The 24,987-nt window shown below is 61.9% G+C and carries 18 protein-coding genes and 1 pseudogene; 12 read left to right on the top strand and 7 right to left on the bottom strand.

Going from position 1 to position 24,987, the window contains the following annotated elements:
• Positions 1-93 precede the first annotated feature (93 nt).
• The 4 genes from AD666_RS01035 (at position 94) to AD666_RS01020 (ending at position 5,192) form a co-directional block, all read left to right on the top strand.
• Entirely contained in the window at positions 94-1,659 is a 1,566-nt protein-coding gene (locus tag AD666_RS01035; RefSeq protein WP_053146663.1) for an MBOAT family protein, read from the top strand.
• 11 nt (positions 1,660-1,670) lie between these two features.
• Complete coding sequence (locus AD666_RS01030; RefSeq protein WP_053146661.1) at positions 1,671-2,846, top strand: alginate O-acetyltransferase; 1,176 nt, start codon at positions 1,671-1,673, stop codon at positions 2,844-2,846.
• Between the two features lie 14 nt (positions 2,847-2,860).
• Positions 2,861-3,526 carry an alginate O-acetyltransferase AlgF gene (locus tag AD666_RS01025; protein WP_053146660.1) on the top strand — a complete coding sequence of 222 codons (666 nt, stop codon included), beginning with the start codon at positions 2,861-2,863 and terminating at the stop codon, positions 3,524-3,526.
• Between the two features lie 214 nt (positions 3,527-3,740).
• Positions 3,741-5,192 carry a mannose-1-phosphate guanylyltransferase/mannose-6-phosphate isomerase gene (locus tag AD666_RS01020; protein ID WP_053146658.1) on the top strand — a complete coding sequence of 484 codons (1,452 nt, stop codon included), beginning with the start codon at positions 3,741-3,743 and terminating at the stop codon, positions 5,190-5,192.
• 81 nt (positions 5,193-5,273) lie between these two features.
• On the opposite strand, the gene AD666_RS01015 is transcribed toward AD666_RS01020, so the two are convergent.
• A complete protein-coding gene (locus tag AD666_RS01015; RefSeq protein WP_053147425.1) occupies positions 5,274-8,000 on the bottom strand; it encodes an RHS repeat domain-containing protein in 2,727 nt (908 codons plus the stop codon).
• A 174-nt stretch (positions 8,001-8,174) separates the two neighbouring features.
• Between AD666_RS01015 and AD666_RS01010 the strand changes: the two genes are divergently transcribed.
• Together AD666_RS01010 and AD666_RS01005 are read left to right on the top strand one after the other, a co-directional pair.
• Positions 8,175-8,639: a hypothetical protein gene (locus tag AD666_RS01010; RefSeq protein ID WP_053146656.1), complete on the top strand. Its 465-nt coding sequence runs from the start codon at positions 8,175-8,177 to the stop codon at positions 8,637-8,639.
• A 32-nt stretch (positions 8,640-8,671) separates the two neighbouring features.
• A complete protein-coding gene (locus tag AD666_RS01005; RefSeq protein WP_053146655.1) occupies positions 8,672-9,496 on the top strand; it encodes an SDR family oxidoreductase in 825 nt (274 codons plus the stop codon).
• Positions 9,497-9,632: 136 nt separating this feature from the next.
• Here the strand turns inward: AD666_RS01005 and AD666_RS01000 are convergent, their stop codons facing one another.
• The 4 genes from AD666_RS01000 to AD666_RS00985 are packed head-to-tail and all read right to left on the bottom strand — an operon-like array spanning position 9,633 to position 14,388.
• Positions 9,633-10,490 (bottom strand): HlyD family secretion protein, encoded by an 858-nt coding sequence (locus AD666_RS01000; protein WP_053146653.1) that lies wholly within the window; start codon positions 10,488-10,490, stop codon positions 9,633-9,635.
• 10 nt (positions 10,491-10,500) lie between these two features.
• A complete protein-coding gene (locus AD666_RS00995) occupies positions 10,501-10,701 on the bottom strand; it encodes a DUF1656 domain-containing protein (protein ID WP_053146651.1) in 201 nt (66 codons plus the stop codon).
• A gap of 2 nt (positions 10,702-10,703) precedes the next feature.
• Entirely contained in the window at positions 10,704-12,866 is a 2,163-nt protein-coding gene (locus AD666_RS00990) for an FUSC family protein (protein WP_053146649.1), read from the bottom strand.
• 10 nt (positions 12,867-12,876) lie between these two features.
• Complete coding sequence (locus AD666_RS00985) at positions 12,877-14,388, bottom strand: efflux transporter outer membrane subunit (protein ID WP_053146648.1); 1,512 nt, start codon at positions 14,386-14,388, stop codon at positions 12,877-12,879.
• A gap of 266 nt (positions 14,389-14,654) precedes the next feature.
• Here AD666_RS00985 and AD666_RS00980 point away from each other — a divergent pair, with 266 nt between their 5' ends.
• Complete coding sequence (locus tag AD666_RS00980) at positions 14,655-15,623, top strand: LysR family transcriptional regulator (RefSeq protein WP_053146646.1); 969 nt, start codon at positions 14,655-14,657, stop codon at positions 15,621-15,623.
• 33 nt (positions 15,624-15,656) lie between these two features.
• Here AD666_RS00980 and AD666_RS00975 read toward each other — a convergent pair whose 3' ends face one another.
• Entirely contained in the window at positions 15,657-15,902 is a 246-nt protein-coding gene (locus AD666_RS00975) for a hypothetical protein (protein WP_053146644.1), read from the bottom strand.
• A gap of 237 nt (positions 15,903-16,139) precedes the next feature.
• On the opposite strand from AD666_RS00975, the gene AD666_RS00970 reads away from it, so the two are divergent.
• The 5 genes from AD666_RS00970 to AD666_RS00950 all read left to right on the top strand — a co-directional run bounded on the left by AD666_RS00970 (position 16,140) and on the right by AD666_RS00950 (position 24,185).
• Positions 16,140-17,297, top strand: a complete 1,158-nt coding sequence (locus AD666_RS00970) for an efflux RND transporter periplasmic adaptor subunit (RefSeq protein ID WP_053146642.1) — start codon at positions 16,140-16,142, stop codon at positions 17,295-17,297.
• Positions 17,294-20,407, top strand: a complete 3,114-nt coding sequence (locus tag AD666_RS00965; RefSeq protein ID WP_053146637.1) for a multidrug efflux RND transporter permease subunit — start codon at positions 17,294-17,296, stop codon at positions 20,405-20,407. Before AD666_RS00970 ends, AD666_RS00965 begins: the two co-directional genes overlap by 4 nt.
• A 9-nt stretch (positions 20,408-20,416) precedes the next feature.
• Positions 20,417-21,091, top strand: coding sequence for a heavy metal response regulator transcription factor (locus AD666_RS00960; protein ID WP_053146635.1), 675 nt, complete (start codon positions 20,417-20,419; stop codon positions 21,089-21,091).
• A complete protein-coding gene (locus AD666_RS00955) occupies positions 21,066-22,445 on the top strand; it encodes a heavy metal sensor histidine kinase (protein ID WP_053146633.1) in 1,380 nt (459 codons plus the stop codon). Before AD666_RS00960 ends, AD666_RS00955 begins: the two co-directional genes overlap by 26 nt.
• Before the next feature lie 243 nt (positions 22,446-22,688).
• The gene (locus AD666_RS00950) at positions 22,689-24,185 is read left to right on the top strand and encodes a sensor domain-containing diguanylate cyclase (protein ID WP_053146631.1); all 1,497 of its coding nucleotides are present in this window, start codon (positions 22,689-22,691) and stop codon (positions 24,183-24,185) included.
• A 557-nt stretch (positions 24,186-24,742) separates the two neighbouring features.
• On the opposite strand, the pseudogene AD666_RS26695 reads toward AD666_RS00950, so the two are convergent.
• Positions 24,743-24,987, bottom strand: a pseudogene (locus AD666_RS26695) (IS481 family transposase); the annotation flags it as partial.

Here is a 24,987-nt window from a genome sequence, read left to right as displayed (position 1 = left end):
CTTGGTTTGAAGGTAATGAAACCTCCCGGTTTGGATGGGGGGGTTTGGGGGGGCTCTGGCCCTTGAATGCTGATTCAACATGGAGAGATCGGGATGGTATTTTCATCCAATGTGTTCCTGTTCCTGTTCTTGCCGATCTTTCTCGGCTTGTACTACTTGAGCGGGCAACGCTATCGCAACCTGCTGCTGCTGATCGCCAGCTACGTGTTCTATGCCTGGTGGCGCGTGGACTTCCTGGCGCTGTTCGCCGCCGTGACCCTGTGGAACTACTGGATCGGCCTGAAAGTCGGCGCCGCCGGCGTGCGCACCAAACCGGCCCAGCGCTGGCTGTTGCTTGGCGTAGGCGTGGACCTGTGCATCCTGGGCTACTTCAAGTACGCCAATTTCGGGGTGGACAGCCTCAACGCGATCATGACCAGCTTCGGTCTCGAACCGTTCATCCTGACCCATGTGCTGTTGCCGATCGGAATCTCGTTCTACATTTTCGAGTCCATCAGCTACATCATCGACGTCTATCGCGGTGACACTCCGGCTACCCGCAACCTGATCGACTTCGCGGCGTTCGTGGCAATTTTCCCGCACCTGATCGCCGGGCCCGTGCTGCGTTTCCGCGATCTGGCCGACCAGTTCAACAACCGCACGCATACCCTGGACAAGTTCTCCGAAGGCTGCACCCGTTTCATGCAGGGCTTCATCAAGAAAGTGTTCATCGCCGACACCCTGGCGGTGGTCGCCGACCATTGCTTCGCCTTGCAGAACCCGACCACCGGCGATGCCTGGCTCGGCGCCCTGGCCTATACCGCGCAGCTGTACTTCGACTTCTCCGGCTATAGCGACATGGCCATCGGCCTGGGCCTGATGATGGGTTTCCGCTTCATGGAAAACTTCAAGCAGCCCTACATCAGCCAGTCGATCACCGAGTTCTGGCGCCGCTGGCACATCAGCTTGTCCACGTGGCTGCGTGACTACCTCTACATCACCCTGGGCGGTAACCGCAAAGGCACGTTGATGACCTATCGCAACCTGTTCCTGACCATGCTGCTCGGTGGTCTGTGGCACGGCGCGAACTTCACCTACGTGATCTGGGGTGCCTGGCACGGTATCTGGCTGGCCATCGAAAAGGCCGTGGGCATCAACACCACGCCACGCACCATCAATCCGATCCGCTGGGCACTGACCTTCCTGCTGGTGGTGATGGGCTGGGTAATCTTCCGTGCCGAGAACCTGCACGTGGCCGGTCGCATGTACAGCGCCATGTTCAGCTTCAGCGACTGGTCGCTGTCGGAGCTGACCCGCGCCAACCTCACCGGCCTGCAGATCGCCACACTGGTAGTGGCCTACGTCACCCTCGCCTTCTTCGGCCTACGGGACTTCTATACCAACCGTCCGCCGGTCAAGACCAAGCCTGAAGTGAACACCCAGGCCGACGGCCCCGCAACCGCACAACCCGGGATGATCAAGGCCGTTCCGGGCGAGGACCCAGCGAAGATCCACGAACCGGGCTACACCGTGGGCGTCGAAGCCCAAGTGCAACCGGCCTACTGGACCGTGGACTGGTCACGCTACGTGATGCGCGCCCTGGTGCTGCTGCTGTTCGTCGCCTCGATTCTCAAACTCTCGGCGCAAAGCTTCTCGCCGTTCCTTTACTTCCAGTTCTGAGGGATCCGAACATGACCCGTTCATTACGCATCCTTTACATCGCGCTGTTCCTGCTGATCCTGACGGTCCTGGGCCTGTGGTCGATGCGCAGTTTCTTCGGCTTCAGTACCAATCCCGACGCCACCGTGCTTAACGGACGCTGGGCCAAGGCCGTGGAAACTCACTACGATGACGAGTTCCCGATCAAGCGCCTGGGCACCAACATCTGGGCCGCGCTGGACTACAAGCTGTTCAATGAAGGCCGCAAAGGCGTGGTCCTGGGCCGCGACCAATGGCTGTACAGCGACGAAGAGTTCAACCCGATCGTCAATGAAGAGCTGAACCTGCAAGGCAACTACGCGCTGGTCGAAGGCGTGCGCCAGAAGCTCAAGGAGCAAGGCATCACCTTGGTCATGGCCATCGTGCCGGCCAAGGCGCGCCTGTATCCGGAGCATCTGGGTGAAGTGAAGCCATCGCGTATTCACGCCAACCTCTACCAGGATTTCCACGCCCGCGTGGCGGCGGACAAGATCCTCGCACCCGACCTGCTCGGCCCGCTGCAACAGGCCAAGCAAAGCGGCCAGCAAGTGTTCCTGCGCACCGACACCCACTGGACCCCGGAAGGTGCACAGGTCGCCGCCGAGCACCTGGCCAAGGCCATCGCCGAGCGCGCGCCGCTCAACGGTGAACCGCAACGCTTCGTCACCGAGCCGGCGGAAAAAATCATCCACAAGGGTGACCTGCGCCAGTTCCTGCCCCTGGATCCGCTGTTTGAAAACCTGATGCCGGCCCAGGAGCCACTGGTCAAGCGCAACACCCGCGAAGCCGACGACAAACCAGCCGGCGACGACGCCTTGTTTGCCGACGCCCAGGTGCCCGTGGCCCTGATCGGCACCAGCTACAGCGCCAACCCCAACTGGAACTTCGTCGGTGCACTCAAGCAAGCCCTGCACAGCGATGTCGTGAACTACGCCGAAGACGGCCATGGCCCGATTCTGCCGATGCTCAGCTACCTCAAGAGCGACGCTTTCAAGAACAGCCCGCCACAAGTGCTGATCTGGGAGTTTCCTGAACGTTATCTGCCCGTGAACAACGAAATCGGCGACGCCGACCCGCAGTGGGTGGCAGAGCTCAAACAGGCCGGTGCACGTCAACAGAACGTAGCCGCCAACACCCCATCCGAGACGCCCGACCGGGCGCAAAACTGAAAGAGAGGTCCACCATGACTTTCAACACTACTCCTCGTCGTCTCGCTGCTCGCTCCTTCAAGGCCGTTGCCCTGGTCGCCAGCATGAGCGCCCTTTCACTGTCCGCCTTCGCCGGGGACTCGGCCCTGTACGGCCCTGTCGCGCCAAAAGGTTCGAGCTTCGTGCGCATCTACAACGCCAGCAATGCCGAAGTCAGCGCCACCGTCGGCAGCACCAACCTCAACGACGTGGCACCGCTGGCCAGCACTGACTTCAGCTTCATGCCCGGCGGCGACTACAGCGCCAAGGTCGGCAGCCAGACCGTGCCGGTGAAGCTGGCTCCCGATCACTATTACACCCTGGTCAACAACGCCAGCGGCCAACCTCAACTGATCGAAGAACCGCCGTTCAAGAACAAGCAGAAGTCCCTGGTGCGCGTGCAGAACCTCACCGACAAGGCACTGACCCTCAAGACCGCCGACGGCAAGACCGAAGTGGTGCCGAACGTGGCGGCCAAAGGCCGTGGCGAACGTGAAATCAACCCGGTGAAAGTCAGCCTGGCGCTGTTCGAAGGCGACAAGAAAGTCGGCGATCTCAAGCCCGTGGCCCTGGAGCGCGGCGAAGCCGCCGTGCTGTACGTCACCGGCTCCGGAAGCAGCTTGTCGCCGGTCTGGGTAAAGCGTCCAGTTTCAACCCGCTGATGGATTCGCTCGATTGACGCAGTCCCCCTGTGGGAACGGGCTTGTTCGCGAAAGCGGTCTGACATTCAACATCAATGGCGACTGATCCACCGCATTCGCGAGCAAGCCCGCTCCCACCCAGTTCAAGGCGTCATTCGGGCACGGAATAAAAACAAGAGTGAAACGACAGAACGCAGTAGCTCTATAACCATTTCGCTTCAAAGGAGTAACACACATGATTCCGGTGATCTTGTCAGGTGGTAGCGGCTCACGTCTTTGGCCGCTTTCGCGCAAGCAATTCCCTAAACAGTTCCTGGCCCTGACCGGGGAACACACCCTGTTCCAGCAGACCATCGAACGCCTGGTGTTCGAAGGCATGGACACGCCCATCGTGGTTTGCAACAAAGACCACCGTTTCATCGTCAACGAGCAGTTGAGCAGCCGCAATCTGGAAGCCCAGCGCATCCTCATGGAACCGTTCGGGCGCAACACCGCGCCGGCCGTGGCGCTGACGGCGATGATGCTGGTCAATGAAGGTCGCGATGAGCTGATGCTGGTGCTGCCTGCCGACCACGTCATCGAAGACCAGAAAGCCCTGCAACGAGCCCTGGCCCTGGCCACCGTGGCCGCCGAGCGTGGCGAAATGGTGCTGTTCGGCGTACCGCCCACCAAGCCGGAAACCGGCTACGGCTACATCAAGTCGACCAACGATGCACTGCTGCCGGAAGGCGTGAGTCGCGTTTCGCACTTCGTTGAAAAACCCGACGCCAAACGCGCCGCGGAATACCTCGAAGCGGGCGGCTATTTCTGGAACAGCGGCATGTTCCTGTTCCGCGCCAGCCGCTTCCTCGAGGAGCTCAAGAAACACGATCCGGACATCTACGACACCTGCCTGCTGACCCTGGAGCGCAGTGAACAGACGCCGGACACCATCACCCTGGACGAAGCCACCTTCGCCTGCTGCCCGGACAACTCCATCGACTACGCGGTGATGGAAAAAACCCAGCGCGCCTGCGTCGTACCGCTGTCGGCCGGCTGGAGTGATGTCGGCTGCTGGGCGTCGCTGTGGGAAGTCAACGCAAAAGACCCCAACGGCAACGTCACCAAGGGCGATGTGGTGATCCAGGACAGCCGCAACTGCATGATCCACGGCAACGGCAAGTTGGTGTCGGTGATCGGCCTGGAAAACATCGTGGTGGTCGAAACCAAGGACGCCATGATGATCGCCCACAAGGACAAGGTCCAAGGCGTCAAGCAACTGGTCAACACCCTCAACGCACAGGGGCGCAACGAAACCCAGAACCATTGCGAAGTCTACCGTCCGTGGGGTTCCTACGACTCGGTGGATATGGGCGGGCGCTTCCAGGTCAAGCACATCTCGGTCAAGCCGGGCGCATGCCTGTCGTTGCAGATGCACCACCACCGCGCCGAACACTGGATCGTGGTCAGCGGCACCGCCGAAGTGACCTGTGACGAGAACGTGTTCCTGCTCACCGAAAACCAGTCGACCTACATCCCGATCGCGTCGGTTCACCGTCTGCGCAACCCAGGCAAGATCCCGTTGGAAATCATCGAAGTGCAGTCCGGCAGCTACCTGGGCGAAGACGACATCGAACGCTTCGAAGACATCTACGGTCGCTCCACCCCGATCGAACGCGGCGTGTCGGTGAAAACCATAGCGCAATAACGTTCGGCCCCAAACGAAGCCCCCATCCAGCCCACTGCGTCCCTATCCGCAGTGGGTTGGGTGGGGGCTTTTTTTACATGATCATGCCGCAAGCCTCCTGGCGGCGGTATTCATCGGCTTTTTGTACCAGCTTTTGACGTTCACCGAGCCTGGAATCTTGATTTCGAGGCTGCCGCCAAAGGCCCGGTCGATCTGCTCGAGCAACGCGGCTGAATCCATCGTCTTGACTTGTACGGGTGAGAGGCCTGAATTGCCCAACAGCAACGCCTTCAGGTCTTTCAAGCGACCTTTCACCGCCGGCACGGCGCCCAGGTTCGCAGCATGCTCGGGATGCAACACGTCAGGGGAGGCGAAAAACTCGACCTGTTCAAAGCCCACCCCCAACGCAGCCTCCAGCGCCTTGTCATCCTCCAGGTCGTATTCGGCAAAATGGGTCGTGGATTGGAGGAACCTGCGTTCGTTTACCTGACCATCCACGGCCAGAAGAAAAAAAGTAAACGCGATGTTTCCCGCTTTCGTCCAGTCTTTCTCGGCAGTATTGCCACCCTTGCCACCCAATTTTTTTATCTCTTGGTAGATCAGCGAAAAGAAGGGCGCGATCGTCTCGAAGGCCGGGGCCTTGCCTCCCTCGCCCGACGTGTAGTGCCTCAACGTGAAACGCTTTTCCTTGGCCTTTTCCAGCATCGAGGGTGGCGCCTTACTATTTTTAAAATTCAATGCATTACCGGTGATATCGGCCATCATCGTAAAGGGCAGCTGCCTGTCCGTGTCGCTGTAGCGATCCTTATAGGTGGCATAAATGCCAATCGCGCTCGTCAATGAAGTATCCGACAGAGCCCCTTCGCCCTGCTCGTCGAAAAACGTCAACGGGTTATTGAGCACCATTCGATAGACATTGAGCCCATCCACTTCACCCGCCGGATCCGGACTCATCCAGCGTTGCAGCCATGGCGCGTAATACCTGAAACCGTAGTAATAGAGCCCCGTCGCATCCCGCTCCTTGCCAGAGTAACGAACCGTTTTATAGCTGACTTCGATCACATCTTCCCCGGCCAGGTAAGCGGTCTCGCCGAAGGGGTAGAAATGCTCTCGACTGATGATTCGCCCATCATGATCCAACTCCAGGCCGACCGAGCCCAAATGATCGGAAAAGCTGTATCGATAATGATCGTTCACCCCCGAAGGGGGTGTTCTTTCCCAGCGCAATACCTGAACGCTGTTGAGCCCGCCCCGGGCCGTAATGACCTGCAGTGATTCGCCGGTGGCACTGTCGGCGCGCAGCTTCAACCCTGGCAGATAACGCACCTCGGCAGCCAACGTCCGGGTTGCGGCTTGCAGCGTGCGAAGCTTGCGCACGCGCAGACCACTGCCATCGTAGACATAAACTTCGCTGTCGTTGCGCCCCGAGGCGCGTTCGATCGAGGTAACCGAGCTCAGCTGATTACGCAGGTCCCAGACCACCAGCCGCCCACCTTCCAATTCCAGGCAGTTACCCTGCGCATCGAATGCTGCGTCGATTTCTTCCTCCGTCGGCGGCGCATCGTCACGGTACGACAGGCAACGATTGCTGTAGCGGGCCGCCTTCATTCGATGCCCATGATGCTGAACACCGACGTGGGTCAGCTCCAACAGATTGCCGCTCTCATCGTAGCGATAGGTCTGCCGATAGTTGCTGACCGCTGCCGGATCGTTACGGCCAACGGACTCGGGTCCCTGGTTCGCACTGCCCGCTTCCCAGCCGGTGGCCTCGATCAGTTGATAGAGCGTGTCGTAGGTAAAACGACTGACGGGCTCGATCCGCTGATTGGCGAAGTAGCGCACCGGCAGCACCCTGTCCTCGATGCCCAGTACATTGCCCATGGGGTCGTAGGCATAGACCAAGTGCTGCAACACTTGATCGCCCCGACGGGCATGACGCTGCGTCAATCGACCGTCCTCGGGGCTGTAGGTCAGCCTGGTCTGCACACCGTTGCCAGCCGTTTCCCGTTCGATCCGGCCCTCGGCGTTATAACCGATATCACTTACCAGCGGCTGCCACTGACTCTGGCCCTGCAACAACAATTGGCTGCTTGCCAGCCGGCCATCGAGCGTCAGCGTGTGGCGTTGCCGATTGTCCCTGGCATCGAGCTGCTCCAGCACATTGCCTTGCGGGCCCAGGCGCCAGCTCGAGCGGGCCCCCTCGCCCGGCTCGAGCAAGGGCTCGCGGTCGCCTTCAGGTGCCGGCCAGTCGGGTATGGCCGCGTCAAGGACGAAGCGACGTTGCTGATCGAGGTTGTGCCCGAGGAGGGAAAAGGACGTCAGCAACACGCTGCCCGCCGGATCATCGTGACGGATCAACTGCCCGAACTGGTTATGGTCGCGATTGCCCTGGCCCGGATAACCGTACTTCATGCGTTCCACACACCGGTACGGCTGCCCGGTACTCTGCTCGAACACCGCTACGGGACGGAGCAAGTCATCATAGGCCGCTTCCTTTCTCGTTCCACGGCCGTCCCAACTGCGCAAGCCTTCACTCGCGAGCCCTGGCAGATCGATCCGGCGGCCAGCGTCGACGCTGAGGGTAAAGAGCCTGACATCGGATAACGAATACACCATCGAAAGGTTGGCGGGGACGGACTCATCTTCCTGGTACAGACGCCACAAGCGCGGATCCCATTGCCTGGTGGTCCGTCCCGCCGCATCGAAAAGGCTGCGATTGATCCGCCGCTGGGTGGGGCCACTCCCGATGCGGCAATAATCGACCGAGCGGACCGGCAGGTAGCGTGGATCGACGACCGTCAGCCTCGGGGTAGCGTGCTCCATGCTCATCATCCGGCTCTCTTGATCATCGCGTCGCCTCCGTCTCAGCAACATCTAACAAGGGGCGGACACCGATGCCTACTGTCAGATATAACAGTGACGACCGACGGAGCAGGATCGACGAGAATATCCATGGACCGCGCCCTTCGGTAGGATGTGGCGACGGTATCGGAGGCTTCGAACATGCTTATCGGCGTCTTGCTGGTCATCACCTGGCTGATTCTGCTGCTGCGCTACCCGGCCAAGGCGCTGCCAGTGTCAATGGCGGCGTTCGTCGGGCTGGGGCTGGTGGCCGCGTGGGTGATCTGGCAGGAAAACCGCGAAACCCGGCAACTGGCGCGCCTGGAACTGCGCATGACCTATGCTCCCGACCACTGCCCCGCCGACCGACCGCTGCTGCTGAACCTGAGCAACACAAACGATGTGCCGCTGGTCGACCTGAGCTGGCGGGTCACGGCGTACGCGCCCGGTGACACCATCAACCTGGCCGACACCCCCTACAACGCACCGCGCTATCGTGGCCCCGGCCAGTTGCAGGCCGGCGCCCAATGGCAGGATTGCCTGCCCCTGCCACCCCTGCGTCCCGGCTACCGCCCGCAAACACTGGAGTTTCGCGCAGAGCGGTTGCACGGTAGTTTCTCCGACTGACGTCTCTGACTTTTTTACACAAGGAACGCGCCATGCCCGTTGCGTTGATTACCGGTTGTTCCAGCGGCATCGGCCGCGCCCTCGCCGACGCCTTGAAGTCCGCCGGTTACCAGGTCTGGGCCAGTGCCCGCAAGGCCGAGGACGTCGCGGTGCTCAGCGCCGCCGGGTTCACCGCCGTACAGTTGGACGTGAATGACGGCCCGGCCCTGGAACAATTGAGCGAACGGATCAACCAGCAACACGGCGGCCTCGATGTGCTGGTCAACAATGCCGGCTACGGCGCCATGGGCCCGCTGCTGGACGGCGGTGTACCGGCCATGCAGCGCCAGTTCGAAACGAACGTGTTCGCCCTTGTCGGAGTGACCCGTGCACTGTTCCCGGTGCTGCGCCGGGCCAGGGGGATGGTAGTGAATATCGGCAGTGTTTCCGGTGTGCTGGTCACACCGTTCGCCGGCGCCTATTGCGCCTCCAAGGCCGCGGTGCATGCCTTGAGCGATGCACTGCGCATGGAGCTGGCGCCGTTCGGCATCCGCGTGATGGAGGTTCAACCCGGCGCCATCGCCTCCAGCTTCGCGAAAAATGCCGGCCATGAAGCCGAACAGTTGATCGGCGAACAGTCGCCCTGGTGGCCCCTGCGCGACGGTATCCGCGCCCGGGCCAGGGCGTCCCAGGACAACCCCACCCCGGCCAGCGACTTTGCCACCGGCCTGCTCAAGGCCATCCAACAACCCAGGCCACCGCGCCTGCTGCGCCTGGGCAACGGCAGCCGGACCCTGCCGCTGATGGCCGGCTGGCTGCCCAAGGGGCTGTTGGAGAAGGGTTTGATGAAGCGGTTTGGCTTGAACAGGTCGTTTTAACGGTGCAAGCAAGGCTGGGTGAGCAAGGCTGTGGGAGCAAGGCTTGCCCGCGATGACGGCGGTACAGCCAATATCTTCGTCGACTGATCCACCGCTATCGCGGGCAAGCCCAGCTCCCACAAGTCATCGGCTGGCTTCAGCGTTCTTCCTCCACCACCACCGTACACGTCATCCCCGCCGCCAACAGCACCCCTTCCGGCACTTCATCGAGATGAATCCGCACCGGTACCCGCTGGGCCAGGCGCACCCAGTTGAAGGTCGGGTTGACGTCGGCCACCAGTTCGCGGCTTGCCGGGTTGTCGCGGTCGTAGATGCCGCGGGAGATGCTTTCCACATGCCCCTTGAGCACCTCCCCGCTCATCAACTGCAATTGGGCCGAATCGCCGACCCGAACCTTGGGCAGCTTGGTTTCTTCGAAAAAGCCATAGACCCAGAACGAATGCATATCCACCACGGCCATCTTCGCTTCGCCGATACGGGCATAGTCGCCCCGGTGCACGTTGAGGTTGGTGACATATCCGTCTACCGCCGCTCGGACTTCGGTGCGCGACAGGTTCAATTCGGCAGCCTCCAGTTGTGCCTGGGCCTGCTGGTAGTCGGCCAGGGCCGAATCAGCGATATTGCTGGCGTCGTCACGGTTTTCCCGGGAGATCACCAGGCTGTCCATATCCGCGCGGCGATGGGCGTTGAGCTTGCGCATTTCCCAGGTAGCCTTGCGCGATGCCACCAGGGAACGGGCCTGCTTGACGGCGATGCGGTAGTGCTCGGGGTCGATGCGCATCAGCAGATCGCCTTTCTTGACCGTCTGGTTGTCACGCACGGGGACCTCCACCACCTCGCCGCTGACGTCGGCGGCCACGTTGATGATGTCGGCCCGCACCCGGCCATCGCGGGTCCAGGGTGTATTCATGTAATGGACCCACAGGGTACGGCCGATCCACAACGCAAGCGCCAGCACCAACAACGTCGCCAACAAGCTGAAGAACTTTTTCATCACATCGATCTCAACGGTAGACCGTCAGCGCCAGCGCGCCAAACAAGCAGGTAAACAGACTCAGGCGCAGCAGCGCCGGGTGCCAGAAGAAGCGGTACAGATCCAACCCCGCGAGGAAGCGGTCCAAGGCCCAGGCCAACGCGGCGGCGATGAAAAACATCAGGGTCATGGTGGGCATGTACACGCCATGGAAGGCGATTTCACGGGGCATGTTCAGGGTCCTGGGGCAGCGAATGGCGATTGCGGGTCAAGCAACGAAGTGCGGATGAAATGCAGGTAGCTCTTCACTCGGCGCAGGGCCGACGTGTCGAAGTGCGGGGCGAAAGGTTCATCGGTCGCCTGGACGCGGCCGATGGCCTGGTCCACGGCCACCAGGGCACGCTCCAGATTGTGCTGTCCAGGCTGACGGAACAGCCGCACCAGCGACCGTCCCATCACGCGGATCGCCTGGCGCCACGGCTGGCTTTCGGCATAGGCCGGATGCACCGGCAGGATCGCTTGCTCCTTGCGTAATTCGATGATCGCGTGCCCGACCTCCAGCACCACCAGCATCCAGCGCAGCAAGTCCCGCTGCACCTGCGGCTGCCCCGCTGCCAGCCCATAGGCCTGGTGGAGCAGATCCCGGGTGCGGCTTTCGAAGCCCGATGCCAGCCCCTTGAGCCTTCCGCTGATGGCGAACACCACCTGCTCGCGCAGATCCTGTTCGAGCCGGCGCCACAGCCAGCGGCTGTTGGGCGGCAGGATGATCGCCCCGGCGGCGGCACACACCAGCATGCCGAGAATCATCGCGAGGTAATCGTTAATGAAGGTGTAGGGGTTGTACACCGTCAGGTTGTCCGGCACCGAGCCGGTGCAGAAAAAAATAAGCAACCCCAGCCCGACCCCGGCGTATTTCGGCCGCGAGCTGAGAAACGAGCCGAACATGATCACTGGCGCCAGCATCACGCAAAGCAAGGGAAAGCCGTCGATCAGCGGGAAGATAAAAAACATCTCGACGAAACCGACCAGCGCGCCGAACAAGGTGCCACATGCCATTTGGAACGCCATGCGCTTGGGGTTCGGCGTCGCTGCGGACAAGCCCACAGTGGCCGCGGCAATCATGGTCATGGTCGCGCCGCTCGGCCACGCCGTGGCGATCCAGTAACTGCCCAGCACCAACAGAATGAACGCGGCGCGAAATCCCGACGCCGCAGCCGCCAGCCAGTTGGTCTGGGGCACGAACGGCTCGTCCCAGCGCTCCCGTTCGTGGCGGTGCTCGGCCAACGAAGCATGAGTCAGCGCGTAGCCGTGCAGGTCGTCGACAAAGCGATAAAGCAACTCGTAGGCGGTGTGGAAGTCCAGCTGTTGCGCGTCGCTGGGTTGAGTGTCCTGGAACGACGCCCGCAGTCGCCGCACCTGGGCCGGCAGCGCGGCTTTGTACTCGGCCAGCGCCGCCCCCAGGCGCGCCGCATCGGCGTCGGTCAGCCCCCGGTTACTGAAACCGTCGAGCAACTCGGCCAAGGTGTACAAACCGGGTTTGATGGCGTTGACGACGTGGTCCGCCGCGCTACCGCGCAGACGTTCAAGCAACTGGTGCAAGGCGTTGAAGCGCGTGGTGATGCCCATGAACTCGCTGTTCAGGCGACTGAGCCGACCGTTGCGCCGACGCATGTGCGGGTCTTCGAATACGGTGACGCTGCGCAGGCTTTCAAGCCCCACCGCCTCGGCGATGAAGCGCACGTTGCCGGCCTCGAACGCCTCCCGCCGGCTCCGTCCGCGCAACCCGTCGGTGACGAACAGGGCGAACACCCCGAAGCGCTGGTACAGGGCGTTGCGCATCGCGGCACTGGCGGTTTGCGGCAGGATCGCGGCACTGACCAGGGTGGAACAGAGAATGCCCAGGGAAATTTCCAGCACTCGCCAGACCGCCGCCATGAAGGCACCTTCCGGATGGGCCAGCGCTGGCAGGCCGATCATCGCTGCGGTGTAACCGGCCAGTACGAAACCGTAGGCCTTGAAATTGCGCGAACGTGTCGCTCCCGCCGTACAGAAACCGACCCAGATCGTCAGGCAACCCAGAAACCATTCTGTGTTTTGAGCAAACAATGCGATCAACGCCACCATCACCGCCGAACCGGCCAGGGTCCCGAGGAAGCGGTAGAAGCTTTTGGCGAACACCTGGCCGCTCTGGGGCTGCATGACAATGAACACGGTGATCATAGCTGTGCGCGGCTGCGGCAGTTCCAGGCGCATCGCCAGCCACAGCGTCAGGAAGGCGGCTGACAGCACCTTGAACATGTAGACCCACGTCACGCCGTCGCTGCGGACCCAGTCGAAAAAACCGCGGCGCCATTCGAGCCGGTACAGCCAGCGCCAGGGAGCAAGCAAGAACGTCATCGGCACAGACTCAATGATCGAGGGCAGACAGGACGGCCGGGACGTTGGCCGGGCGCGTCGCAGCGGCCGCCGGCACGTCGCCGCCCGCCTCCAGCCCGCCACCCAGCGCCGTCACGAGGTCCGCATGGGCACTCAGGCGCGCCGCCTCGATCTGCTGCTGCACTTGTTGCTGTTTGAACAACAGACTCTGGGCGTTGAGTACGTTGAGGTAGTCCGTCAATCCGCGTTGGAAGGCCACCAATGAAATGTCGTACGTACGCTGGGCGGCGGCCACCGATTCGGCGGCGAAGGCCTGTTGCTTGTCCATGGATTGGCGACGGATCAATTGATCTGAAATGCTCTTGAGCGCATTCACCAGGGTCTGGTTGTAATGCGCGACCGCGGCGTCATAACCGGCCGCCGCCTCACCCAACTGCGAACGCAGGCGGCCACCGTCGAAAATCGGCAATGAGATCGCCGGTCCGGCACTGTAGGTCAGCTTCTTGCCAGTCAGAAACTCCAGCGCGCCACCGCCGGTCGCCATATAGCCGATGCTGCCCACCAGATCGACGTTGGGATAGAAACCGGCACGCGCCACATCGATACCCCGGGCCTGGGCTGCCACTTGCCAACGTCCGGCAACCACGTCCGGACGCTGGCCAAGCAGTTCGGCGGGCAATGCCGAGGGCAACTTCAACGGTGCGCCGAGGGCCAGGACTGGCCGTTGCAACCGCGCCCCCTCCCCCGGTCCTTTGCCCGCCAGCGCCGCCAGCTGATTGCGGCTCAAGGCAATGGCTTCGTCGAGGGCGTCGAGTTGACGATGGGTTTCAGGCAGTGGCGCCTGGGCCTGGCTGACCTCGAAGTGAGTGCCGATGCCACCGTCCAGGCGCTTTTGCGCCAGGTCGAGAATCTGCTCCTGCTGACGCAGCGTCGCCGCGACGATATCGCGCTGGGCATAGTGCAGCGAAAACTGGATGTAGGCCTGCACGATGTTGTTCTGCAACTCCAGCTGCGCCTGGCGCCCTTGCGCCACGCTCATGTGCGCCAGATCCACGGCCCGCTCACTGGCGTTGCGTTCGCGGCCCCAGAGATCCAGGGCATAGCTCAGGCCCAGGCCCGCGTTATTGTCCCACGTGGTGGTATTAGCCAGCTCGCCGGGTCCATAGAACTGATCGGTGGGCCAGTTGTGGCGCCTGAGCGTCGTGTCAGCGTTGACTTGCAACGACTCGGCCGCCTCGGCCATGCCGGCCAGGGCCTTGGCCTGACGCACCCGGGCTGCCGCCATGGCGAGGGTCGGGCTGTCTTGCACGGCCAGGTCGATCCAACGATCCAGTTGCGGATCGCCATAGGCTGTCCACCATTGACGGATGGGCCAGTGAGCGTCGTAGGCAGCCTCGCGGATCGCGGCGTCAGTGGCCAGTTGATTGGCCGGCAACGCCTTGTCTTGCGGCGCAATCCCTCCTGTCCCGATGCAACCGCTGATGGCTGACGTCAAAACCCAAACACTGAGAGTCTTCAGCTCTCTGCTGATGCAACGCGGCACTTGCGACAATTTCCTGAGGTGGGCACGGGGAGGTGATGAGCGTGCTTGCCTGTTAACACAATCCTGCGCGAGCAGGCTCGCTCCCACAAAAGTCAGCGCTAGACAGGTCACGACTGCAATGCCGGCAATTCTAGGTACGCCACTCACCGGCGATAAGCCGACCTTTCTGCGATTCTTTGTTACCGTTAACGCGATAATCCATAAGTCGGGGTCCCGTAGCGCTGTAACTTCGTGTCACAATTTGCCACCTCTCAAGAGAACCGTTCATGGACACTTTGCAAAACATGCGTGCGTTCTGCTGTGTTGCCGAAGCCGGCAGTTTCACCGCCGCCGCCGTGCAACTCGACACCACCACAGCCAACGTCTCGCGTGCGGTTTCCAATCTGGAAGCCCATCTGCAAACCCGCCTGCTCAACCGCACCACCCGTCGTATCGCCCTGACCGAAGCCGGCAAGCGCTATCTGCTGCGCTGCGAGCAGATCCTGGCCTACGTCGAAGAGGCCGAAGCCGAGGCCAGCGATGCCCACGCTCGCCCGGCCGGACAGTTGAAGGTCCACACCATGACCGGCATCGGCCAGCATTTCGTCATCGATGCCATCGCCCGTTATCGAAAGACCCATCCGGACGTGACCTTCGACCTGACCCTGGCCAACCGGGTGCCGGACATCCTCGACGAGGGTTACGACGTCTCCATCGTACTGGCCAGTGAACTGCCGGATTCAGGCTTCGTCTCCCAACGCCTGGGCATCACCTACAGCATCGTGTGTGCCTCGCCCGCCTACGTGAAAGCCAACGGCTGCCCGCAGAAGCCCGGCGAGTTGCTCAATCACGCCTGCCTGCGCCTGGTCAGCCCGGTCATCCCACTGGAGAAATGGGTGTTCGATGGTCCGGAAGGCCAGGAGATGGTTACGATCAATCAGTCGCCGTTCCTGGTGAACTCCGCCGACGCCATGAAAACCGCCATCACCAGCGGAATGGGGGTGGGGGTACTGCCGGTCTACGCGGCCATCGAAGGCCTGCGCAACGGCACCTTGGTGCGGGTGATGCCCAATTACCGTTCCCAGGAACTGAACCTCTACGCCATCTACCCTTCACGCCAGTACCTGGATGCGAAGATCAAGACTTGGGTGGAGTATCTGCGAGGCTCGCTGCCGGAAATCCTCACGGCGCATCAGGCCGAGCTGACAGCGTATGAGTTGAGCGGCAGTCTGACCGGGGCACGGGTCACGGGTTGAAGTCGTCAGCCCGCGCCCCTGGCGGGCGGCTGCTCAGCGCTTGCCCATGGAGCGACGTGTGCCGGGAGGCGCAGCGCCCGGGGTCTTGGCATGGCCATCTTTCACGCCGTTCCTGTACCACGGCAATTGGCCGGTCCCTTTGGCAGCAGCCAGTTCGCCGGGCTTGAAGGGAAATTTGAACGGCGCAATTGTCGCCTTGGCCTCCCCTGTGTCGGCCGGCCGTGCAGCCTGGTCACCGTTTGGAAGTTCATCCGTGGGCGCAGAAGTCGGGGAAGTCATGTCGAAAGCTCCGGGCAATGCATGCAAGCCGGGCCCGGTGAGCGGGCCACGAAAGGTGCCAGTATACCTGCCCGCTCCGGCGGTGCGTTGGGCAGATGACTTCCTGTGGCGACTCCTCTGACAATGTTAAGGGACAAAACTGACACGCCCGTCAGTTAGCCGTCACCTTCCTGACCGTCTCGCAACGCTATATAAGAAACATAAAAATTCCTTCGTCCGAACCGGCCTTCCCTATTCATGCACATCCAGAAAAAAACCGTCCTGCTTGTCGCACTGCTGGCCGCCCTGGCGACCCTCGTCCTCTGGTTTGCCATGAAACCCGTCACCACCCGGCCGGGCGCTCCCGCCGCCGTTCCGGTTCGTGTGGTCAGCGTGCAACAGAAGGACGTACCCCGCTTCGTCAGCGGCATCGGCACGGTGCTGTCCCTGCACAGCGTGGTGATCCGTCCACAAATCGACGGCATCCTGACCCGCTTGCTGGTCAAGGAGGGGCAACGGGTACAAAAGGGCGACCTGCTGGCGACCATCGACGACCGCTCCATCCGCGCCAGCCTCGACCAGGCCCGGGCCCAGCTCGGCGAAAGCCAGGCGCAGCTGGCGGTGGCCCAGGTCAATCTCAAGCGCTACAAGGCATTGAGCGTCGACGACGGCGTATCGAAACAGACCTACGACCAGCAACAGGCCCTGGTCAATCAGCTCAAGGCCACCGCCCAAGGCAACCAGGCGTCCATCGATGCCGCCGAGGTCCAGTTGTCCTACACCCGGATCCGCTCTCCGGTGACCGGGCGCGTCGGCATCCGCAACGTGGACGAAGGCAATTTCCTGCGCACCAGTGATGCCGAAGGCCTGTTCACCGTGACCCAGATCGATCCGATCGCGGTGGAATTCTCCTTGCCCCAGCAGATGCTACCGACGTTGCAACGGCTGATCGCCGCCTCCGAACCGGCCCTGGTCAAGGCTTATATCGGCGCCGATGGCAACCCGGGCGAACTGTTGGGCGAGGGTCGCCTGAGCCTCATCGACAATCAGATCAACGCCAATACCGGCACCCTGCGGGCCAAGGCCGAATTCAACAACGCCGGGCAACGCTTGTGGCCCGGGCAACTGGTCACGCTCAAGATCCAGACCGCCCTCGACAAGGATGCCCTGGTGGTACCGCCCACCGTGGTCCAGCGTGGGCTGGAGCAGCACTTCGTGTACCGGGTCGAGGGCAACAAAGTGCAGAGCGTACCGGTAGAGATGGTCTACCAGGACAGCGACATGCACATCATCAAGGGGGTCCACGCCGGTGACCTGTTGGTCAGTGATGGGCAGTCACGGCTCAAGCCGGGAGCCAGCATCCAGGTGCTCAGCGATCCGCCGGCGCTTGCCAGGACATCGGAGTCACAGCCATGAAGGGCCGTGGCTCGGTCTCGGCATGGTGCATCGATCATCCTGTCGCCACGGTACTGTTGACGTTTGCCCTGGTGCTACTGGGGTGCATCGCCTTTCCTCGCCTGCCCGTCGCGCCGTTGCCGGAGGCGGAATTCCCGACGATCCAGGTCAATGCCCAGTTGCCTGGCGCCAGCCCCGAAACCATGGCGTCCTCGGTGGCGACGCCGCTGGAAGTCCAATTCAGCGCCATCCCCGGCATCACCCAGATGACATCCAGCAGTGCCCTGGGCTCGACCAACCTGACTCTGCAATTCAGCCTCGACAAGAGCATCGACACCGCCGCCCAGGAAGTGCAGGCGGCCATCAACACCGCCGCCGGCAAACTGCCCAATGACATGCCGAACCTGCCCACCTGGCGCAAGGTCAACCCGGCCGACAGTCCCGTGCTCATCCTCAGCATCAGCTCCAGCCTGATGCCCGGCACGGAACTGAGCGACTATGTCGAAACGCTGCTCGCCCGGCAGATCAGCCAGATCGACGGCGTGGGCCAGATCTACATCACCGGCCAGCAGCGTCCCGCGATCCGGGTCCAGGCTTGGGCCGATCGTCTCGCCGCCATCGGCCTGACCCTGGCCGATATCCGCGTGACACTCCAGCAGGCCAGCCTCAACCTCGCCAAGGGCGCGCTTTACGGCGAGTCCAGCATTTCCACCCTGTCCACCAACGACCAGCTGTTCCAGCCAGAGGAATACGGTGATCTGATCGTCTCTTACAAGAACGGCGCACCGGTTCACCTCAGGGACATCGCCAATGTCGTCAACGGTTCGGAAAACGCCTACGTCCAGGCCTGGTCCGACCAGGAGCCCGGCGTCAACCTGGTGATCTTCCGGCAGCCGGGAGCGAACATCGTCGAGACCGTCGACCGTATCCAGGCAGCCCTGCCCACCCTGGAAGCCATGCTGCCCGCCGCCGTCCAGGTCAAGGTGATGATCGACCGGACCCAGACTATCCGCGCCTCGCTGCACGAAGTGGAAATCACCCTGCTGCTCGCAGTGTTGCTGGTGGTGGCGGTGATGGCGCTGTTCCTGCGCCAGCTTTCGGCGACTCTGATCGTCTCGGCAGTACTGGGGGTGTCGCTGACCGCCAGTTTCGCCCTGATGTACATCATGGGCTTCAGCCTGAACAACCTGACCCTGGTGGCGATCGTCATCTCGGTAGGGTTCGTGGTGGACGATGCGATCGTGGTGGTGGAGAACATCCACCGGCACCTGGAAGCCGGCGACGGCATGCGCGAGGCGGCAATCAAGGGCGCCGGGGAAATTGGCTTCACGGTGGTTTCCATCAGCTTCTCGCTGGTGGCCGCATTCATACCACTGTTGTTCATGGGTGGCGTGGTCGGGCGCCTGTTCAAGGAGTTCGCCCTCACCGCCACCTCGACCATCCTGATATCGGTGGTGGTGTCACTCACACTGGCGCCCACCCTGGCCGCTCTGTTCATGCGTGCCCCGGTGCACCAGGCACACCGCCAGCCGGGATTAGGCGAACGGCTGCTGGGCTGGTACGAACGGGGCCTGCGCCGGGCATTGGCCCACCAGTCCCTGATGATCGGTGTATTCGGCCTGACCCTGGCGCTGGCCGTGGTGGGTTACATCTTCATCCCCAAGGGCTTCTTCCCCGTGCAGGACACCGGCCTGGTGCTGGGCACCAGCGAAGCGGCGGCCGATGTGTCCTTTCCCGACATGGTGGACAAGCACAAGGCCCTGGCCGAAATCGTCGCCGCCGACCCTGCAGTGCAGACCTTTTCTCATTCCGTAGGCGTTTCAGGCAACAACCAGACCATCGCCAACGGCCGCTTCTGGATCGCCCTCAAGCCCCGGGGCGAGCGCGATGTGTCAGCCAGTGGTTTCATCGACCGGATTCGCCCTCAATTGCAGAAGATCCCTGGCGTGGTGCTCTACCTCAGGGCCGGGCAAGACATCAACCTCAGCTCAGGCCCCAGCCGGGCCCAGTACCAATACGTGCTCAAGAGCAACGATGGGCCGACGCTCACTGCCTGGACACAGAAGCTCACCGAAAAACTGCGCGCCAACCCGGCATTGCGCGACATCTCCAACGATCTGCAACTGGGCGGCAGCATCACTCATATCGACATCGACCGTAGCGCGGCGGCGCGCTTCGGCCTGACCGCCAGCGATGTCGACCAGGCCCTGTACGACGCGTTCGGCCAGAGGCAGATCAACGAGTTCCAGACAGAGACCAACCAATACAACGTCATCCTGGAACTGGAGACCCGGCAACGGGGCAAGGCCGAGAGCCTGGCGTACTTCTACCTGCGTTCGCCGCTGAGCGGAGAAATGGTGCCGCTCTCGGCGCTGGCGCGCTTCGATGCGCCCACCAACGGTCCGCTGTCCATTGCCCATGACGGCATGTTCCCGGCGGCCAACCTCTCGTTCAACCTGGCGCCCGGCGTGGCATTGGGGGACGCGGTGCGCATCCTCGAACAGACCAAGAACGAGATCGGCATGCCCGCCGCCATCACCGGCAGCTTCCAGGGCGCGGCACAGGCCTTCCAGAGCTCGCTGGCGAGCCAGCCGTGGCTGATCCTCGCTGCACTGGTGGCGGTGTATATCATTCTGGGCGTGCTCTACGAGAGCTTCGTGCATCCGCTGACCATCATCTCCACCCTGCCCTCGGCTGGCCTTGGTGCACTGATCATGCTCTGGCTGCTGGGCCAGGATTTTTCCATCATGGCCTTGATCGGACTGGTGCTGCTGATCGGGATCGTCAAGAAGAACGGTATCCTGATGATCGACTTCGCCCTCGATGCCCAGCGCAACGGCGGGCTTGCGCCCCAGGAGGCGATTTTCCAGGCGTGCCTGACCCGGTTCCGCCCGATCATCATGACCACCCTGGCCGCCCTGCTGGGTGCCCTGCCGTTGATGCTCGGCTATGGCGCCGGAGCCGAGTTACGCCAGCCCCTGGGCATCGCGGTGGTCGGCGGCCTGCTGGTGAGCCAGGCGCTGACGCTGTTCACGACACCGGTCATATACTTGTGGCTCGAGCGACTGTTCCATCGGCGCCCCCTTCCACCTGAGCCCGCGTCGACAGCGGCGCTGACGACCACAGACTGAGGCGGGGCCATGCGCGTTCTGATCATCGAAGACGAAGAGAAAACCGCCGATTACCTGCATCGCGGCCTGACGGAACAGGGTTACACCGTGGACGTGGCGCCTGACGGCGTCGAGGGCCTGCACCTGGCCCTGGAAAGCGAATACGCCGTGATCGTGCTCGACGTGATGCTGCCAGGCCTGGACGGGTTCGGCGTGCTGCGAGCCCTGCGAGCCCGCAAGCAGACGCCGGTGATCATGCTCACCGCGCGCGAACGGGTCGAGGATCGCATCAAGGGATTGCGCGACGGCGCCGACGATTACCTGGGCAAGCCGTTCTCCTTCCTCGAACTGGTGGCGCGCCTGCAAGCGCTGACCCGCCGCAGCGGCGGCCATGAACCGGTGCAGGTGAGCATCGCCGACCTGTGGATCGACCTGATCAGTCGCAAGGCCACCCGCGCAGGTCAGCGCCTGGACCTGACCGCCAAGGAGTTTTCCCTGCTCAGCGTATTGGCCCGCCGCCAGGGAGAAATCCTTTCGAAAACCGCCATTGCGGAGATGGTCTGGGACATTAATTTCGACAGCGACGCCAACGTGGTGGAAGTGGCGATCAAACGCTTGCGCGCCAAGCTCGACGGGCCGTTCGAACAGAAATTGCTGCACACCATTCGCGGGATGGGTTATGTCCTGGAAAATCGCGGTGAGTAACAGCATCGCGCTGCGGCTCAGTGGCCTGTTCACGCTGGTGGCGGCCCTGGTGTTCCTGCTGATCGGCGGCGCGTTGTATCAACAGGTCGAAACAGGCCTGGGCCTGTTGCCCGAAGCCGAGCTCGATGCCCGCTACAGCGTACTCGAATCCACCATCGGCCGTTACGGTACACCCGAGCACTGGGTGAAGATCAATAACAAGTTGCGATTGCTGGCGGAAGAAGACAAGCGCATTCACTTCTGGATCACCAGCGGCGATCCCCGCTTCGAATATGGCAATCCCGATCCACAGATACGGGCCGTTACTAACGGACCACCGGGCAAGCACGACCTGCAGTTGCCCGACCGGCACTCTCCGATGAAGGTGCTGGTGAGCCAGTTCCCGGCCAAGGACCAGCGACCGCCACTACGCTTCATGATCGGCATCGACACCGAGACGTTCTACCAGACCCAGCACCGTTTGCTGGTGGCACTGGTGAGCCTGGCGATTGTCGGCGTGTTGCTGGCCTCGGCGCTGGGCTATTGGGTGGCGCGGATCGGACTCAAGCCGCTGATCAAGCTGTCCGAGGAGGCCCGGCGCCTGGCCCCTCCACGCCTCTCCGGGCGCTTGCAGCTGTCGCCGCTGCCGCCGGAGCTCAACCAGTTCGTCAGTTCTTTCAACGCCACCCTCGACCGGGTCGAACAGGCTTATTCGCGACTGGAATCATTCAACGCCGACGTCGCCCATGAACTGCGCTCGCCCCTGACCAACCTGATCGGCCAGACCCAGGTGGCGCTGACCCGTGGGCGTTCGGCCGAGCATTACTTTGAAGTGTTGCAATCGAACCTCGAGGAGCTGGAGCGCCTGCGCTCGATCATCAATGACATGTTGTTCCTGGCCTCCGCCGACCAGGGCAGCAAGGCCACCAAGCTGACCAACGCGTCCCTGGCCGACGAAGTGGCCACTACCCTCGATTACCTGGACTTCATTCTCGAAGACGCCCAGGTCCAGGTCCGGGTCAGCGGCGATGCCCAGGCCAATATCGAAATTGCCCACCTGCGCCGGGCGCTGATCAACCTGTTGAGCAATGCCGTGCGGCACACTGCCCCGGGAGAGGTGATCGATGTGCGCATCGAAGCCCTCGGCGAGCAGATCACCCTCGCCGTCACCAACCCTGGCGAACCGATTGCCGGTGAACATCTGCCGCGCCTGTTCGAACGTTTCTATCGGGTCGACGCCTCCCGCAGCAACAGCGGCGCGAACCATGGGTTGGGGTTGGCCATCGTCAAGGCGATCGCGTTGATGCATGGCGGGGACGTGTTCGTGCGCAGCGACCGGGGCGCCAATACGTTCGGGATTCGCCTGCCAGCCTGACACTCTCCCAAAGGTCCCGGTTGCGTTCGAAGGTTGCCTTTTGCCCCATTGAATGCTGGGCGAAAGCCAACTCGATCAAAATCGCCGACCAGGCTCCGCCAATTCCCATGGGCTATTCCACGAACACCGATTGCCCGCTTACACCGATCCAAGCACAATCAGCAGAAGGCCAGTATCTGGTTCATTGCCCGTGCAATCCATTGGGAAGGATCCCTGCCACATGACCATGCAGACATTGGAACCATGAGCGCAAGCAGTGCGACACCCGGCAACACCCCGCCATCGAGACGTTCAGAAAGGGTACTCGTACTGGCCAGCTCATTGGTCGTCATCGCCATCCTCAGCATCGTCACATTCCTGCTGATCCGCGAACACGCCAGCGCCCAACAGGCGGCCACGCGTGCAGCGACCAATATCGTGCAACTGATCGATGCCGACGTGCTGCGTAACGTCGAGCTTTATGACCTGTCACTGCAAGGCTTGATCGCCACGGCAAAACGCGACGACCTGAAGGACGTTTCGCCAACGGTCCGCCACCTGGCTCTGTTCGACCGCGCCACCGCCGCGCCTTACAAGGGCGATATCCTGCTGCTCGACAAGCATGGCGATGTAATTGCCGATTCCGCCTCGGTCGAACCGCGTAAAGGCAACTACGCCGACCGGGAATATTTCCAATCCCATCTCCAGAACCCGAGCCTGGGCATGATGATCAGCCGCCCGTTCCGTTCCAGAAGTGCCGCCCACGATTGGCGCATCAGTTTCAGCTATCGGATGAATGACGAGCGAGGTGAGTTTATAGGCGTGGCCGAGGCCGCGATGCGCTTGAACTACTTCAGCCAACTATTCAAGAGCTTGAACATCGGCCATGGCGGTACGGTCAACCTGGTCAGTCGCGACGGCATCCTGCTGGCACAGGAGCCCGCCCTGGCCGAGGACATGATTGGCAAGGACTTCAGTAACAGGCCCAACTTCATGCGCATCCTGCGTGAAGGCAACGGAAGTTTCACCAGCGTGTCCAGCATCGATCAGACGCAACGCCTGTACACTTTCTCTCAGGTGGGCGACCTGCCATTGATCGTCGTGGTGGCGCTTTCCGCCCAGGAAGTATTCGCGTCATGGCAACGCACTGCACTGCTGGTCAGCGGCGCCACGGGCGCGCTGTGTATCGGCTTGCTCTGGCTGACCTGGCTGCTGCGCCGCGAATTGCGGCGCCGCCACCGTGCCGAGCGAGAATTGGCTCACTTGGCATCCGTTGACGCACTGACCGGCCTGGCAAACCGCCGTGCCCTGGATGAAACCCTGCGACAGGAATGGTTGCGGGCCCAGCGTTCGGGCCAACCGCTGTCGGTATTGATGGTCGATGCAGACCATTTCAAGGCATTCAACGACCGCTATGGCCACCCACGCGGTGACGCGGCCTTGCGAGCCTTGGCCGAGGTCATCAACCGACACGTCCGCCGCCCCGCCGACCTGGCGGCTCGCTACGGGGGTGAGGAGTTCTCGGTGGTTCTTCCTGAGACGACTACCGCCGGTGCATTCGCCATGGCCCAACATATTCGCGAAGCGGTGGAGCAACTGCCAGCCACCATAGCCGGTGACACGCCGATGACTGTCAGCATTGGCATCGCGACCTGGGCACAGGGGCCCTATGGCGAAGTCCAACAACTGCTGCACGCTGCGGACAAAGCGCTGTACCAGGCCAAGGCAAGTGGGCGTAATCGGGTGGTTTGTGCAATGTGATGTTCCCCAGATCCCTGTGGGAGCAAAGCTTGCTCGCGATTGCAGTGTGTCAGCCAGTATCAATGCTACTGACCTGACGCCATCGCGAGCAGGCTCGCTCCCACAGGGGATCGCAGGTGGGTACAAGATTTGTGTTTACTGAAAATCTCTATGGGAGCAAAGCTTGCTCGCGATTGCAGTGGGTCAGCCAATATCAATACTGCTGACCTGGCGCCATCGCGAGCAAGCTTTGCTCCTACAGGCGGTGTTCCCGAGTATTGCCGGGGAATAGGTCGGCTGTAAGGCCGCCTCGCTTTGGCTTTTGCTTTTGCTTTTGCTTTTGCTTTTGCTTTTGCTTTTGTTTTTGATCTTGGGCGCCCCGTTAACCACAAGGGCCAAACGCAGGCATTGTGTAGTGGGCATCCCGGCATGGATGCCGGGATAGCCGCGCTGGGCCATGGATGGCCCTTCGCGGCGGGCCCACGGAGCAATGCCGGAGTGAGGGAACTGATTTGTAACCTATGTGGGTGAGTCATACCAGTATACGGATCCCCCACATGGGTTACAAAAAAGTGCACTCACATCGGTAACACCCGAAGTGTCACGTAGCCATCAATGGCGTCTCTTACGTCAATCCGTCCAAGGATGATTGGACCGAAGATAACATCCCAGACCCCGTCCTCTATTTGCTCCAGTCCAATGGTCTGGTGCTTGAGTACATAGCCGACGTAGATTCTTAGACCACGACGATTGACGATGCCCGAGCAGTCCGCTTGGAGGCTATCGATATGGCTCGGGTAGGTCATCTCAGGTAGCTTCTCAG

Source organism: Pseudomonas sp. Pf153 (assembly GCF_001269775.1).
GTDB lineage: Bacteria > Pseudomonadota > Gammaproteobacteria > Pseudomonadales > Pseudomonadaceae > Aquipseudomonas > Aquipseudomonas uvaldensis.
The sequence above is the reverse complement of the archived record's forward strand: the minus strand, read 5'-3'. Positions and strand labels throughout refer to the sequence as shown.

Excerpts from the sequence above, each read along its gene's own strand:
- AD666_RS01035 (WP_053146663.1), top strand. The coding sequence starts at position 94 with ATGGTATTTTCATCCAATGTGTTCCTGTTCCTGTTCTTGCCGATCTTT.
- AD666_RS01030 (WP_053146661.1), top strand. The coding sequence starts at position 1,671 with ATGACCCGTTCATTACGCATCCTTTACATCGCGCTGTTCCTGCTGATC.
- AD666_RS01025 (WP_053146660.1), top strand. The coding sequence starts at position 2,861 with ATGACTTTCAACACTACTCCTCGTCGTCTCGCTGCTCGCTCCTTCAAG.
- AD666_RS01020 (WP_053146658.1), top strand. The coding sequence starts at position 3,741 with ATGATTCCGGTGATCTTGTCAGGTGGTAGCGGCTCACGTCTTTGGCCG.
- AD666_RS01015 (WP_053147425.1), bottom strand. The coding sequence starts at position 8,000 with ATGAGCATGGAGCACGCTACCCCGAGGCTGACGGTCGTCGATCCACGC.
- AD666_RS01010 (WP_053146656.1), top strand. The coding sequence starts at position 8,175 with ATGCTTATCGGCGTCTTGCTGGTCATCACCTGGCTGATTCTGCTGCTG.
- AD666_RS01005 (WP_053146655.1), top strand. The coding sequence starts at position 8,672 with ATGCCCGTTGCGTTGATTACCGGTTGTTCCAGCGGCATCGGCCGCGCC.
- AD666_RS01000 (WP_053146653.1), bottom strand. The coding sequence starts at position 10,490 with ATGAAAAAGTTCTTCAGCTTGTTGGCGACGTTGTTGGTGCTGGCGCTT.
- AD666_RS00995 (WP_053146651.1), bottom strand. The coding sequence starts at position 10,701 with ATGCCCCGTGAAATCGCCTTCCATGGCGTGTACATGCCCACCATGACC.
- AD666_RS00990 (WP_053146649.1), bottom strand. The coding sequence starts at position 12,866 with ATGACGTTCTTGCTTGCTCCCTGGCGCTGGCTGTACCGGCTCGAATGG.
- AD666_RS00980 (WP_053146646.1), top strand. The coding sequence starts at position 14,655 with ATGGACACTTTGCAAAACATGCGTGCGTTCTGCTGTGTTGCCGAAGCC.
- AD666_RS00975 (WP_053146644.1), bottom strand. The coding sequence starts at position 15,902 with ATGACTTCCCCGACTTCTGCGCCCACGGATGAACTTCCAAACGGTGAC.
- AD666_RS00970 (WP_053146642.1), top strand. The coding sequence starts at position 16,140 with ATGCACATCCAGAAAAAAACCGTCCTGCTTGTCGCACTGCTGGCCGCC.
- AD666_RS00965 (WP_053146637.1), top strand. The coding sequence starts at position 17,294 with ATGAAGGGCCGTGGCTCGGTCTCGGCATGGTGCATCGATCATCCTGTC.
- AD666_RS00960 (WP_053146635.1), top strand. The coding sequence starts at position 20,417 with ATGCGCGTTCTGATCATCGAAGACGAAGAGAAAACCGCCGATTACCTG.
- AD666_RS00955 (WP_053146633.1), top strand. The coding sequence starts at position 21,066 with ATGTCCTGGAAAATCGCGGTGAGTAACAGCATCGCGCTGCGGCTCAGT.
- AD666_RS00950 (WP_053146631.1), top strand. The coding sequence starts at position 22,689 with ATGAGCGCAAGCAGTGCGACACCCGGCAACACCCCGCCATCGAGACGT.